Source organism: Pseudomonas sp. HMSC057H01, assembly GCF_001836405.1.
Classification (GTDB): domain Bacteria; phylum Pseudomonadota; class Gammaproteobacteria; order Pseudomonadales; family Pseudomonadaceae; genus Pseudomonas; species Pseudomonas aeruginosa.
The window spans coordinates 49,240-61,062 of record NZ_KV828423.1 but is presented as its reverse complement, the minus strand read 5'-3'; the positions used below and the strand labels follow the sequence as shown (position 1 = coordinate 61,062).

12 protein-coding genes are annotated in these 11,823 nt (G+C 69.0%); 2 read left to right on the top strand and 10 right to left on the bottom strand.

The features are described from left to right. Nucleotides 1-2: 2 nt before the first annotated feature. Nucleotides 3-2,189: a patatin-like phospholipase PlpD gene (gene plpD / locus HMPREF2581_RS08245; protein ID WP_003091718.1), complete on the bottom strand. Its 2,187-nt coding sequence runs from the start codon at nt 2,187-2,189 to the stop codon at nt 3-5. Nucleotides 2,190-2,257: 68 nt separating this feature from the next. On the opposite strand from plpD, the gene HMPREF2581_RS08240 reads away from it, so the two are divergent. Next, on the top strand, nt 2,258-2,548 hold the full coding sequence (locus HMPREF2581_RS08240) for an Rdx family protein (RefSeq protein ID WP_003091717.1): 291 nt from the start codon (nt 2,258-2,260) through the stop codon (nt 2,546-2,548). A 95-nt stretch (nt 2,549-2,643) separates the two neighbouring features. After that, nucleotides 2,644-3,636: an ADP-glyceromanno-heptose 6-epimerase gene (rfaD, locus tag HMPREF2581_RS08235; protein ID WP_003106207.1), complete on the top strand. Its 993-nt coding sequence runs from the start codon at nt 2,644-2,646 to the stop codon at nt 3,634-3,636. Between the two features lie 10 nt (nt 3,637-3,646). Here the strand turns inward: rfaD and HMPREF2581_RS08230 are convergent, their stop codons facing one another. The 9 genes from HMPREF2581_RS08230 to HMPREF2581_RS08190 all read right to left on the bottom strand — a co-directional run. Then, nucleotides 3,647-4,813 (bottom strand): MFS transporter, encoded by a 1,167-nt coding sequence (locus HMPREF2581_RS08230; RefSeq protein ID WP_003109309.1) that lies wholly within the window; start codon nt 4,811-4,813, stop codon nt 3,647-3,649. Between the two features lie 91 nt (nt 4,814-4,904). Further along, nucleotides 4,905-5,657: an SAM-dependent methyltransferase gene (locus HMPREF2581_RS08225; RefSeq protein WP_003130295.1), complete on the bottom strand. Its 753-nt coding sequence runs from the start codon at nt 5,655-5,657 to the stop codon at nt 4,905-4,907. Between the two features lie 117 nt (nt 5,658-5,774). After that, a complete protein-coding gene (locus HMPREF2581_RS08220; protein WP_003106204.1) occupies nt 5,775-6,014 on the bottom strand; it encodes an acyl carrier protein Acp3 in 240 nt (79 codons plus the stop codon). A 13-nt stretch (nt 6,015-6,027) separates the two neighbouring features. Further along, nucleotides 6,028-7,020 (bottom strand): beta-ketoacyl-ACP synthase III, encoded by a 993-nt coding sequence (locus HMPREF2581_RS08215; protein WP_003091712.1) that lies wholly within the window; start codon nt 7,018-7,020, stop codon nt 6,028-6,030. A gap of 3 nt (nt 7,021-7,023) precedes the next feature. Then, entirely contained in the window at nt 7,024-7,449 is a 426-nt protein-coding gene (locus HMPREF2581_RS08210; RefSeq protein ID WP_003091711.1) for a nuclear transport factor 2 family protein, read from the bottom strand. Then, nucleotides 7,446-8,702 (bottom strand): cytochrome P450 family protein, encoded by a 1,257-nt coding sequence (locus HMPREF2581_RS08205; RefSeq protein WP_003138269.1) that lies wholly within the window; start codon nt 8,700-8,702, stop codon nt 7,446-7,448. The genes HMPREF2581_RS08210 and HMPREF2581_RS08205 overlap by 4 nt, the downstream gene beginning before the upstream one ends. After that, on the bottom strand, nt 8,695-9,609 hold the full coding sequence (locus tag HMPREF2581_RS08200) for an SDR family NAD(P)-dependent oxidoreductase (RefSeq protein WP_003106196.1): 915 nt from the start codon (nt 9,607-9,609) through the stop codon (nt 8,695-8,697). Before HMPREF2581_RS08200 ends, HMPREF2581_RS08205 begins: the two co-directional genes overlap by 8 nt. Nucleotide 9,610: 1 nt before the next feature. Continuing rightward, nucleotides 9,611-10,939, bottom strand: coding sequence for a condensation domain-containing protein (locus HMPREF2581_RS08195; protein ID WP_003138270.1), 1,329 nt, complete (start codon nt 10,937-10,939; stop codon nt 9,611-9,613). After that, nucleotides 10,936-11,823: FAD-dependent monooxygenase (locus HMPREF2581_RS08190; RefSeq protein ID WP_070867312.1), on the bottom strand; the 888-nt coding region annotated here is incomplete at its 5' end. The genes HMPREF2581_RS08190 and HMPREF2581_RS08195, both read right to left, overlap by 4 nt.

Genomic DNA, 11,823 nt, shown 5'->3' with positions numbered 1-11,823 from the left:
GCTCAGAAGTTCTGCCCGAGGTTCAGGTAGAACGCCTTGAAGTTCTCGTCGTTGATCCCGTAGCTGAAGGTCAGCGGCCCCAGCGGCGTATCGAAGCCGATCATCAGGCTGGCGGCGTTGATGTAGCCGCTGTCGTATTCGTTGTCGTTGTTCCAGATGCGTCCGCGCTCGATGCTGCCGCCCAGGTACAGCGGGAAGTCCAGCGGCAGGAAGGAACGTTCGGTGAGGCGCCGGTAATAGACGATCCGCCCCAGGCTGTAGTTCTGCCCGGACAGCGCATCGCGGCGGAAGCCCGACAGCTCGCGGGCGCCGCCGAGGGTGAAGCTGGAGGTGACCACCTCGGCGTCGTCCAGGGTGCGCCCGTAGCCGCCGCCGAACACCCAGGTGTCGGCGCCGAAGCTGAGCGCCTTGTTCAGCCGCAGGTCCCACTGCCGGTAGCTGTCGTCCGAGCCGAGGGACTTGTCGTAGCGGCGCATGGTCAGGCCGATCTCCTCGCCCTCGTGGGGGAAATTGACGTCGTCGACGGTGTCGAACGAGTACTTCAGTTCGTAGTAGCCCTCGGTGAAGTCGATGTCCGGCAGGCTCGGGTCGCCGATGCGTACGTCGGCCTTGCCGTAGGCCTGCACCGCGCCCAGGCGGATTTCGCCGTTGTTGGCGATCTGCCGGCCGACGTTGAGGCCGTAGCCGTAGCGCTCCAGGCGATAGCGCAGCAGCGGGTCGTTGTTCTCGGTGACGTCGACGTTCTGTGCCTCGTGGAACAGGAAGGGCGCGACGAAGTAGCGTGAGCCGACGTCGAGCGGCTGGTAGAACTCGCTGTAGAGTTCCTGGCGGTCGCCGAGCTGGACCCGGGTCAGCCACTCGGCGCCGAGCCGGTTGAGGCCGTTCATGCGGTAGCTGCCGCCGAGGTTGAAGGTGCTTTCGCCGCGCATGTCGTCGGACAGGTTGAGGCCCAGGCGAAGGAAGTCGGTGCCGCCTTTCTTGCCGGTGGCGTGGATCACCAGGGTGTTGAGCTTCTTCTCCTTGACCACCCGGTACTGCACCTGGTCGAAGTAGTCGAGGCCGTAGAGGGTGCTCATGTCGTCCTGCAGGCGGCCGAGGTCGAGGCGCGTGCCGAGCGGCTGGCGGATGTAGTGGCGGATCACCTCGTCGCTGACCTTCGAGTTGTTCTCCACGCGGATCGCGTCGATCACCGGCTTGCGCTGGTTCGGCGTGCGCGCCACGTCGAGCGCTTCGCTGTTGAGGTCCTTCGGCTTGCGCAACTCGGCGAGGCGCGCGGCGAGCACCGTGGTGGCGCGGTAGCCGGCGTCGATCAGTTGCGGCACGCGGCCGAAGTCGGTGGTGCCGTAGCCGGACAGCGGCGGCTGGATCAGCACGTCGCCGGGCTTGAGCGTGGCCAGCTGGGCTTCGGAGTTCTTCCGGGTCATCAGGGTGATCGACTGGTTCATCACGTCGAGCACGGTGCTCAGGTCCTTGCGGTCGCGCAGCGGGTTGCCGATGTCGACCACGATCACCACGTCCACGCCCATGTCGCGCGCCACGTCCACCGGGATGTTGTCGACCATGCCGCCATCCACCAGCAGCCTGCCGTCGATCTCCACCGGGGCGAACACGGCGGGGATCGACATGCTGGCGCGGATCGCCTGGGGCAGGTGGCCCTTGCGGAACACCACTTTCTCGCCGGTTGCGATATCGGTGGAGACGGCGCGGAAGGGGATCGCCAGCTTGTCGAAGTCGCGGTTGTCGCTGGTGTGCACCAGCAGGCTTTCCAGCACCATCGCCAGGTTCTGGCCCTGGATCACCCCCAGCGGCAGGCCGAGGGTGCCGTCGTCGCGGAAGCTGATCTTCTGCTTGACCAGGAAGTCGCGGTCGTCCTGCTTGCGCCGGAACGGCACGTCCTTGCGCGGCGGCGCGTCGGACAGCGCCTGCTGCCAGTCCATCTCCAGGGCGATGCGCTCCAGTTCGGCGGGGGTGTAGCCGGAGGCGTACAGGCCGCCGACCACCGCGCCCATGCTGGTGCCGGCGATGGCGTCGATCTGGATGCCCTGTTCGTCGAGGGCCTTGAGCACGCCGATATGGGCCAGGCCACGGGCGGCACCTCCGGAGAGGACCAGGCCGATCTTCGGCCGGGCCTCCGTGGCGAGGGCGGACAGGGGAAGCAGGAGCAGCAGTACGAGCAGCAGGCGGCGCATGAGAACGATCCGGAGCCGGGTGAAAAGGCGGCTATTATAGGCGCGACCGTTTCCCCTGAGCCGCCGACATGCCCACCGCCAAGCCCGAAATCGTCATCACCTATTGCACCCAGTGCCAGTGGCTACTGCGTGCCGCCTGGCTGGCCCAGGAACTGCTCAGCACCTTCGCCGACGATCTCGGAAAAGTCTGCCTGGAGCCCGGAACCGGTGGCGTCTTCCGTATCACCTGCGACGGCGTGCAGGTCTGGGAGCGCAAGGCCGACGGCGGCTTCCCCGAGGCCAAGGCGCTCAAGCAGCGGGTTCGCGACCGCATCGACCCGCAACGCGACCTCGGGCACAACGATCGTCCTTCCCGCTGAACCGCTGCCGTCCGCCCATGGCTTGTTGCAGGTCAACGGGCGGCACGGCGCATAGGCATAGCCTGGGGGCATTCATCCTGTCGAAGGGAGTGCCCATGAGCATCATCGTCACCGGCGCCGCCGGCTTCATCGGCAGCAATCTGCTGCAGGCGCTGAACCGGCGCGGCGAGACCGACATCATCGCGGTGGACGATCTCACCGACGGCGAGCAGTTCCGCAACCTGGCGGACGCCGATATCGCCGACTACCTGGACCAGAACGACTTCCTCGAGCGTTACGCCCGCGGCGACTTCGGCACGGTCCGCGCGCTGTTCCACCAGGGTGCCTGCGCCAGCACCCTGGAAAGCAATGGCCGCTACATGATGGAGAACAACTACCGCTACAGTTGCCGCCTGCTGGAAAGCAGCCTGGAACTCGGCGTGCCGTTCCTCTACGCCTCGTCGGCGGCGGTCTACGGAGCCGGCCGGACCTTCCGCGAGGCGCGCCAGTACGAGCGGCCGCTGAACGTCTACGGCTATTCCAAGTTCCTCTTCGACCAGCGTGTGCGGCGGGCGCTGCCGCAGGCGCGCAGCCAGGTGGTCGGCCTGCGTTACTTCAACGTCTACGGGCCGCGCGAGGAACACAAGGGGCGGATGGCCTCGGTGGCCTACCACTGCTACCAGCAATTGCGCCGCGACGGGCGGGTCGAACTGTTCGGCGAACACGGTGGCTTCCCGCCCGGCGGCCACCTGCGCGACTTTGTCGCGGTGGAGGACGTGGCGCGGGTCAACCTGCATTTCTTCGATCATCCGCAGCGTTCGGGAATCTTCAACCTCGGCAGCGGCCAGGCGCGGACCTTCAACGAGGTCGCCCTGGCGGTGATCAATAGCGTCCGCGCCAATGCCGACCAGCCGCCCCTGTCGCTGCAGCAGGCGGTGGAAAGCGGCCTGCTCGGCTACCGCGAGTTCCCCGAGTCGCTGCGGGCGCGCTACCAGAGCCACACCTGCGCCGACCTGGAGCTGCTGCGCGAGGCGGGCTACCGCGACGATTTCCAGAGCCTGGAAGAGGGCGTCGCCGGCTACTGCCGCTGGCTGGCGCGCAGCGCCTGAGGGATCCCGCTCAGCGGCCCAGCGCCCCGCCCACCGGGGCGCGGGCGAAGCGCAGCTCCGGCAGCAGGGTCAGCAGCGCCAGCACCCCGAGGGCCGCGCCGACCCAGAGCGCGCCCTGCAGGCCGAATCCGCCGGCGATGCCCAGGCCGCCGATCCAGGAACCGGCCATCACGCCGAGCATGATGCAGGCAGTGTGCACCGAGTTGACCAGCATGTTGTTATGGCCGACACGTGCGCCGCGGGTCACCAGCGCTGGGTTCATCGACACCCCGGTCAGGCCGATCACCACCAGCGCCGCCACCGCTACCGCCGGAACCTGTCCGAACAGGGCGAAGGCCACCATCGCGGCGATGGCCGCCAGCAGGCCGAAGGCCAGGACCGCGATGGTATGGCGGTCGGCCAGGCGGCCGACGATGTTGTTGCCCACCAGCGTCGCCAGGCCGTAGACCACCAGCAGCAGCGGTACGGTCGAGGCGGAGAAGCCGCTGACCTCGGTGAGGATCGGCACGAAATAGGTGAAGCCGGCGAAGGTGGCGCCGATCAGCAGTAGGCTGGTGGCGTAGACCCACCATAGATGGGCGTTCCTGAACACCTTCAGTTCCTCGCGCAGCGAGCCGCTGCCCGCCGACCCCGGGATCGCCGGCATCAGCTGCAACACCAGCAGGCCGACCAGCACCGCCACCAGCGCCACCGCGAAGAAGCTCGCGCGCCAGCCGTACCATTCGCCCAGCCAGGTGGCGACGGGCAGGCCAAGCACGGTTCCGACCATCAGGCCACCGAGCACCAGCGACGACGCGCGGCCGAACTGGTTGCCTTCGACCAGTTCGGCGCAGGCGGTCAGCGCCACGCCGAAGAAGGCCGCGGCGGCGACCGCGGTGACCAGTCGCGCCGCGACCATCACCGCATAGCCCGGCGCCAGGGCGCCGATGACCTGGCCGACCACGAACAGCGCGATCAGGCCGAGCAGGGCGTTCTTGCGCGGCACGCGGAGCAGGGCGGTGGTCAGCAGCGGGCCGCCGAGCGCCATCGCGCCGGCGTAGAAGGTGACCAGGTAGCCGATCGCGGCGAAGGACACGCCGAATTCGGCGGCCAGCGCCGGCATCAGCCCGGCGACCATGTATTCGCTGGTGGTCAGGGCGAAGATCGCGGCACCGAGCACGTAGACAATCAAAGGCATGTTTCCAGCTCCCGAGCGGTTCAGACGACGATGAAGCGAGCCACGGCGAGCTGCCCGTGCCGTGGCTGCGCGATGAATGCACGACGGCGACTCATGCCGCCGACGAACCGAAGCCCTGGTCGGCGCCTTCGGGCAGCACCGTCACGCAGTGGGCGAACAGGTTCGAAGCGCTGCGCACCACGGTCAGCCCGCACTCGGCGAGCAGGGCGTGGAGGCAGGCGCGCGAATACGAGCGCGAGTAGAAGCCGTCGCTGCCGGTGAACACGGTGCCGTCGTCCCGCGCGTGCAGCTCCAGGCCCTGCACCCCGCAACGGCGGTAGTAGCTCTGGCGGACGCGGGTGGCCTCGGCGCTGTCGCCGAACACCGAAACCACCGCCGCCACGCTGCGCTCGGCGAGGGAGTCGAGCAGCCGTTTCGGCTCGCGGAAGTTGCCCAGCAGGTTGAACGGCAGCAGGTAGAGTGCGCGCGAGCCGACCGAGGCACCGCGCCTGGTGTGGTTGAGGATGTCGTCGACCACCGTGTCCGCGCGATCGCTCATGCCCTCGCGCTCGATCCGCGTGCGCAGCGTCTCGATCGCCCGCTGGTCGAGGTCGACGCCGAGATAGCGGGCATTGAGCAGGCGCGCGATTTCCAGCGCCCGGCCGTCGTAGCAGCCTAGCTCGACCAGTGCGTCGCAGCGCAGGTAAGCCATCGCCTCGAAGGTCATCAGGCTTTCCATTTGCAACAACGGCAGCACGTCGTCCGGAAAGTTGGCCAGGGTCATTATCGTCCTCGGTCCGAACTCCAGCTCGTAGAAAGCCGACTCCCGATGCGTCCCGATCGTGAGATCCATGTTCTGACTCACCTCTTCCTCCAGCGAATCTCGCTCTGGTGTTGGTTGATCGAAGGCGATGCGCGTTCCCGTGTCCCGGCACCGCCTTCGCCTGGCAGAGAAGCGACGGAGCGCCGGCGTTCGCTGGCCTCAGGCGGCGCGGTGCTTCTCGACCAGCTGGAACAGTTCGTCCACCGTTTCCAGCAGGTCGAGTTCGTCGTCGACCCCGGTGACGCCGAACTCCTTGCGCAGCTTCAGCGACAGCTCGCTGACCACCAGCGAATCGAAAGCCAGGTCTTCCATCCTGCTGTCCCGGCTGATTTCCTCCTTCGGCACGCCGCTGGCGACGCTGAGCACGGTGAGGAGATGGTCTTCCATGTCGTTGGGCATTGTTCTTCCCTCTTCAGTCCATTGTCGGAACGATCTTCGGCCAGCGCAGGGCGACCGAACCCCAGGTCAGTCCGGCACCGAAACCGGTGAGGACCATGTTGCCGCCGTCGCGCAGGATGCCTTGGCGCAGGCCGTGGGCCAGGGCCAGGGGAATCGAGGCGGCGACGGTATTGCCCACCTCGGCGATGTTGCTCACCACTCGCTCGACGGGAAGGTCGAGCTGGTCGGCGACCGCCGCGAGAATGCGTGTGTTGGCCTGGTGCGGGACCAGGTGATGGAGGTCCGAAGCTTGCCAGCCGACCCGGTCGAGCACCCGCCGCACCGAGTCGCTCATCTGCGTCACCGCCTGGCCGAACACTGCCTTGCCGTCCATCCGGAAGTAGTTGGAGGCCTGTCCGGAACTGCGTTCGGCGCGACTCACGGCGGGGGTCATCAGCAGGTCGAACTGGTGGCCGTCGCTGCCGAGGTCGAAGGCCAGCAGCGCGCCTTCTTCCTCGGCATCGCCGGCACGCAGCACCACCGCTCCGGCGCCGTCGCCGAACAGTGCGCGGGTCGAGCGATCGGCGGGGTCGAGGGTATGGCTGAAAGTGTCCACCCCGACCAGCAGCGCGCTGTCCGCCAGCCCGGCGCTGATCAGCGAGCCGACGCTGGCCAGGCCGTAGACGAAGCCGGTGCAGGCGGCGGACAGGTCGAACGCGAGCGCGCCGACCAACCCCAGGCGCGCCGCGACCCTGGGCGCGGTGGCCGGGCAGCAGAAGTCGCCGGTGCTGGTTGCCAGCACCACCGCGTCGACTCGCTCCAGCCCCGCCGAGGCGAGCGCGGCGGAGGCCGCCCGCAGGGCCAGGTCGCCGCTGCCGAGGTCGCCGGCGATATGCCGCTGGCGCACGCCGGTGCGGCTGCTGATCCAGGCGTCGGAAGTGTCCAGCTCGGCGGCGAGCATGTCGTTGCTGAGCACGGCCTCGGGCAGGTAGCTGCCCAGGCCGCAGACCACGGCGGCGCGCGGCATGGCTCAGGCTCCCTGGACGATCTTGGCGGCGGCCTCGACCCCGCCCAGGGCCTCGAGGTGCCGCAGCGGATTCCAGAAGTCGCGGTAGAGCAGGATCTGTCCGTCGCGGGTGCGCAGCACCGAGATGTAGTCCTGCGCCAGCTTGCCGCCGGAAACGGTGGCCACGCCGTCGCCATGGAATTCGCCGATGGCCAGGTCGGGGTCGGCGGTCTCGTAGAACTGCACGTCGGTGAAGCGCACGGTCAGGTGCTCGGGAAACAGGCGCATGTGCGCCCAGATGGTTTCGCGGCCCTCGAAGCGGGTCTTCCAGCCCGGCGGGGCGTAGGGGAATTCGAGTACGCCTTCCGGATGGAACAGGTCGCACCAGCCACGGGCATCGCCGTTTTCCAGGAGGCGCAGGCTGTGGACGAGAATTTCCTTGGCATTCATTGGGCGATCCTCTCGATCGGGTTGGCGTGGGAGGCGGTGTTCGCCGGGGCGCTGCATCCGGTGCGCACCGGCACGCTGATCAGGGCTCGGAGGAAGGTGATCGGCAGCCATTGCAGTTCCGCGTGGGGCACCGCCAACTGGAGGTCGGGGAAGCGCGCGAGCAGGCGCTGGATGGCGATCCGCCCCTCCAGCCGGGCCAGCGAGGCGCCGACGCAGTAGTGCACGCCGAAGCCGTAGCCGAGATGGCCATCGGTGTTGCGGGTGAGGTCGAGGCGGTCGGGATCGCCGAAGCGCTCGGCGTCGTGGTTGGCGGTCAGGTTGGAGACCAGGATGTATTCGCCGGCGGGAATGGTGACCCCGTCCAGTTCTACGTCTTCCACGGTGAAGCGCAACATCGAGGCGCGCACCGGGCTGTCGTGGCGGACCAGTTCTTCCATGGCGTTGGGCAGGAGTTCCGGCTGCGCCCGCAGCAACGCCAGTTGCTCCGGGTTGACCAGCAGGGTGACCAGCGCGTTGCCGATCATGTTCATGGTGGTCTCGAAGCCGCTCATCATCAGCAGGTGGGCCATGGAGACGAGTTCCGCCTCGCTCAGTTGGCCGCTCTCGTCGGCGGCCTGCACCAGCCCGCTGTAGACGTCGTCGGCCGGCTGCCGGCGCTTGGCCTCGAGCAGCACGCGCAGGTAGTCGACCTGCGCATCGGCCAGGGCCTGGGCCTCCTCCGGCGACAGCAGTTCCGCCTGGCGCTCCCAGGACTGGCGGGCGTGTTCGCGCTCGGCCTCGGGAATGCCCAGCAGCTCGAAGATCACCGCGATGGTCAGCGGGATCGCGAAGTCGGCCATCAGGTCGGCCTGTTCGCGGCCGGCCATGGCGTCCAGCAATTCCTCGGTGATCCGTTCTATATGCGGTTGCAGGCGTTCCACCTGGCGCGGGGTGAAGGCGCGGCCGACCAGCGAGCGCAGGCGGGTATGGTCCGGCGGGTCGAGGTTGAGCATGTGGTGGCTGAGTCCCTCGCCGATCCCCGCGCGCGGGCTGCCGGTACGCTTCGCGTAGAGTTCGGCGGCCTGCCGGGCGTCGCGGCGGACGCCCGGATGGTTGAGGACCTTGCGCGCGTCGCGGTAGCGCGTCACCACCCACACCGGATGCTCGGCGGCGCGATGCGCGGGACGCGGCGCGCCGTCCACCTGCAGGCCGTCGTAGAGCGCGTGCAGTGGCGAGATCAGTTCCTCGCCCAGTCTCAGTTTGCGATCAGGCACGTTGCTCCTCCTTCGCCGCCGGGGCGGCGGTGACGATGGGGCGGAACATCCCGTCGATCACGCTATCGGGCAGCAGCCGCGCCAGCAGGGTGCCGCGGCGCACGTCGGCGCCGACCCGGTAGCGGGTCCGCGGCTTGGCCGCGGTGAGCGCGGCATGCACCGCGGCGGCGACGTCGGCGGGCTTGGTCGCGCTGTTGCGCGCGCCGTCCTCGTTGGCCTGGAGGAAGCGCAGGTAGGTATCGCGATAGAGGTCGGCGACGGCGTCGGGGGCGTCGGCCAGGGCGCGCTCGCCCTCGCTGGCGATCTTGCCCCAGATCGGCGTCCAGATCGCCCCGGGGCTGACCACCGAGACCTGGATGCCCATGGGCGCCAGCTCGCGGCGCAGGGCGTCGCTCACTCCCTCCTTGGCGAACTGCGCGGCGGAGTAGGCGCCCAGGTAGGGAATGGCGACCGAGCCGAGGCCCGAGGTGACGTTCACCAGGCGCGCCGCGCCGCCACGGCGCAGCAGCGGCAGGATCGCCCGGGTCACCGCGAGCTGGCCGATCAGGTTGACTTCCAGCTGGCGCCGCAGCAGGTCGCTGGAGACGCATTCCAGCGGCGCGGAAATGCAGATCCCGGCGTTGTTCACCAGGCCCCAGAGCCCGGTATCGCCGACTTTCTCCGCCACCTGCGCGGCGGCCCGGCCAATGGATTCCTCGTCGGTGACATCGATCAGCAGCGTGCTGATCCGGCCGGACGGGCAGGCGTTCGCCAGGCGCTCGCCATCCTCCTGGCGGCGCACCCCGGCGATCACCTGGAAACCCTGTTCGGCCAGGTGCAGCGCGGTTTCCCGGCCGAGGCCGCTGGAGGCGCCGGTGATCAGTACGTGGCGGCCCTGGGGCGAGAGAGGTTTGCTGGTGAATAACATGTCATTGCTCCTCGAGGGCGGATCGTTGGGGGGCGTGGATCGCCGACAGCAGGGTGCCCAGGCAATCTTCGGCCAGGCGTTCGGCGCGTTCGCCGGGGACCGCTTCGTCGATATAGGTGAAGTTCCAGAACAGCCGGCCATGGCTGGAGTTGATGGCGGCCACGAAGTAGCCGTTCACCGAGATGCCGGTGAGGAACTGCGCGTCGGAGAGGCGCAAGGCGCCGATCCGCTCGGGGAACGGATAGCGACCGATGTTGGAGGAGCACAGGTTGATCGGCCCTTCGGCTTCCATGAAGGCCATGAATGGCCGCGCGTCGGCCATGCAGCGCGGCGCAGCGCTGGCGACCAGGGTGACCAGGTTGAAATGATGGCCCTGGCGACGGCGTTCGCCGAGGTCGTCGGTGAGCGCGCGGGCGACCTCCCAGAACGGTCGGGCGATGTCCAGCACCACCGGTACCGTGGCGACGTAGGTGCCTACTTCGTCGGGGCGCACCGGCGGCTCCAGTTCGTCGCGGAAGTCGATCGGCGAGCCGATGGCGATGTGGCTCGGGCGGCGCTGGTGGTCGTGGCCGGCGGCGATGGCCAGCGCCGCGGTCAGCGCGCCGTGTACCGTGGTGCCGTGTTCGCGGGCGCGTCGTTGCAGCTGTTCCAGCTGCGCGCCGTCCAGCTCCCGGTGCAGCAGGCGGGTACGCCGCGCTTCCAGCGGCACCGGGTTGCTCGGCTCGATCCGGCCCGGGCGGTGGCGGCCGACCAGCGCTTCGTCCTGGGCGGTCTGCTCGGCCAGGCGCGCCGCGCCTTCGTCGCCGGTGAAGCGGCGCGGACGCAGATCCTCCGCCGGCGGCAGGGCGCTGGCGGTCCAGGGTTGCGCGGCGGGGTCGGCGGCCAGGGCCAGCCATTGTTCGGCGAGGGTCAGCACGGTAGTGCCGTCGGCGATGATGTGCGGTACCACGACCAGCAGGTCGTGGGCACCGGCGTCGGTGGTGATCGCCACGGTACGGATCAGTGGCCCGCTGTCCGGATCGATGCGTTCCGGCAATTCGCGCTCGTTGATTTCCCGCAGCCATTGCTCCTCGCCACCACCGCGCACCTCGCGCAGCGGGATGGGCCGCTCGCAGGGCACCCAGCGCGGGTCGAACCCGGCATCGTGCTCGATCCGCGCGCGCAGCAGCGGATGCCGCGCCTGCAGCGCGTCGAGGCCGCGGCGCAGGTCGTCGATGGACAACTGGCCATGGACCCGCACCCGGGAAATCACGTTCAGCGCGGAGAACTGGTCGCTGAGCCAGTACCAGCGTTCCACCGCGGACAGCGGGCGTCGTATCTCGGCCATCATTCGACTCCTGGGAAGGTCAGTGCCAGTTCGTTCTGCCGGGCGAAGGTTCGCTCCGGAGCGAAGCGGAAGTAGAGATCGCGGGCGACGGTGCGCAGCGGATGCTCCAACTGCTCGATGCGGCTCAGCGCCCGCGAGGTCTCGACCATCGCCCTGGCGCGGTCGCGACGGCGGTTCTCGTAGGCGCGCAGGGCGGCTTGCGGGTCGTCGATGGTGGCCAGGCAGTGGGCCAGCACCGCGGCGTCTTCGATGGCGATGGCGGCGCCCTGGCCGAGGCTGGTCAGCATCGGATGCGCGGCATCGCCGAGCAGGGTCACCGGGCCGTCGCCCCAGCGCTCGAGGAACGGTCGGTCCTGGGCCGGCAGGCTGCTGATGTCGGCCTCCGGGGTCGCCTCGATGACCGCCTGCACTTCGTCGGCCCAGCCGGCGTAGAGGCGCTGGATGCCCGCCTTGCCGCCGCGCCAGTCCTTCGCCTGTTCGGCCGGCATGTTGCGGGTGCCCCACCAATAGACGTTGCCTTCGCCGATGTCGGCGAGACCGAAGCGCTGCCCACGACCCCAGTAATGGGCGACGTAGCCCGGCGTCACCTTCGGATGGCGGAACGCCGGCGTGGCGCGCCAGATCACGTAGTGCCAGTCGGTGGGACGCTCCGGGCCGGTCATGGTGGCGCGGATCGCCGAGTTGAAGCCGTCCGCGCCGATCAGCACGTCGGCGTGCACTTCGCGGCCGTCGCTGCAGAGCACGGTGACGCCTTCGCCGTCGGCGTGGCGCAGGTAGCCGGTGGCGCTCACGCCCAGTTCGATGCGGCAGTCGCGGGCCTGTTCCAGCAGCGCCTGCTGCAGGCTCGCGCGGTGGATCGCCAGGCTCGGCTGGCCGAGCTGGCGGGC

Bases quoted from the DNA above. Each gene is read 5' to 3' on its own strand.
- plpD (WP_003091718.1), bottom strand. From the start codon at position 2,189: ATGCGCCGCCTGCTGCTCGTACTGCTGCTCCTGCTTCCCCTGTCCGCC.
- HMPREF2581_RS08240 (WP_003091717.1), top strand. From the start codon at position 2,258: ATGCCCACCGCCAAGCCCGAAATCGTCATCACCTATTGCACCCAGTGC.
- rfaD (WP_003106207.1), top strand. From the start codon at position 2,644: ATGAGCATCATCGTCACCGGCGCCGCCGGCTTCATCGGCAGCAATCTG.
- HMPREF2581_RS08230 (WP_003109309.1), bottom strand. From the start codon at position 4,813: ATGCCTTTGATTGTCTACGTGCTCGGTGCCGCGATCTTCGCCCTGACC.
- HMPREF2581_RS08220 (WP_003106204.1), bottom strand. From the start codon at position 6,014: ATGCCCAACGACATGGAAGACCATCTCCTCACCGTGCTCAGCGTCGCC.
- HMPREF2581_RS08215 (WP_003091712.1), bottom strand. From the start codon at position 7,020: ATGCCGCGCGCCGCCGTGGTCTGCGGCCTGGGCAGCTACCTGCCCGAG.
- HMPREF2581_RS08210 (WP_003091711.1), bottom strand. From the start codon at position 7,449: ATGAATGCCAAGGAAATTCTCGTCCACAGCCTGCGCCTCCTGGAAAAC.
- HMPREF2581_RS08200 (WP_003106196.1), bottom strand. From the start codon at position 9,609: ATGTTATTCACCAGCAAACCTCTCTCGCCCCAGGGCCGCCACGTACTG.
- HMPREF2581_RS08195 (WP_003138270.1), bottom strand. From the start codon at position 10,939: ATGATGGCCGAGATACGACGCCCGCTGTCCGCGGTGGAACGCTGGTAC.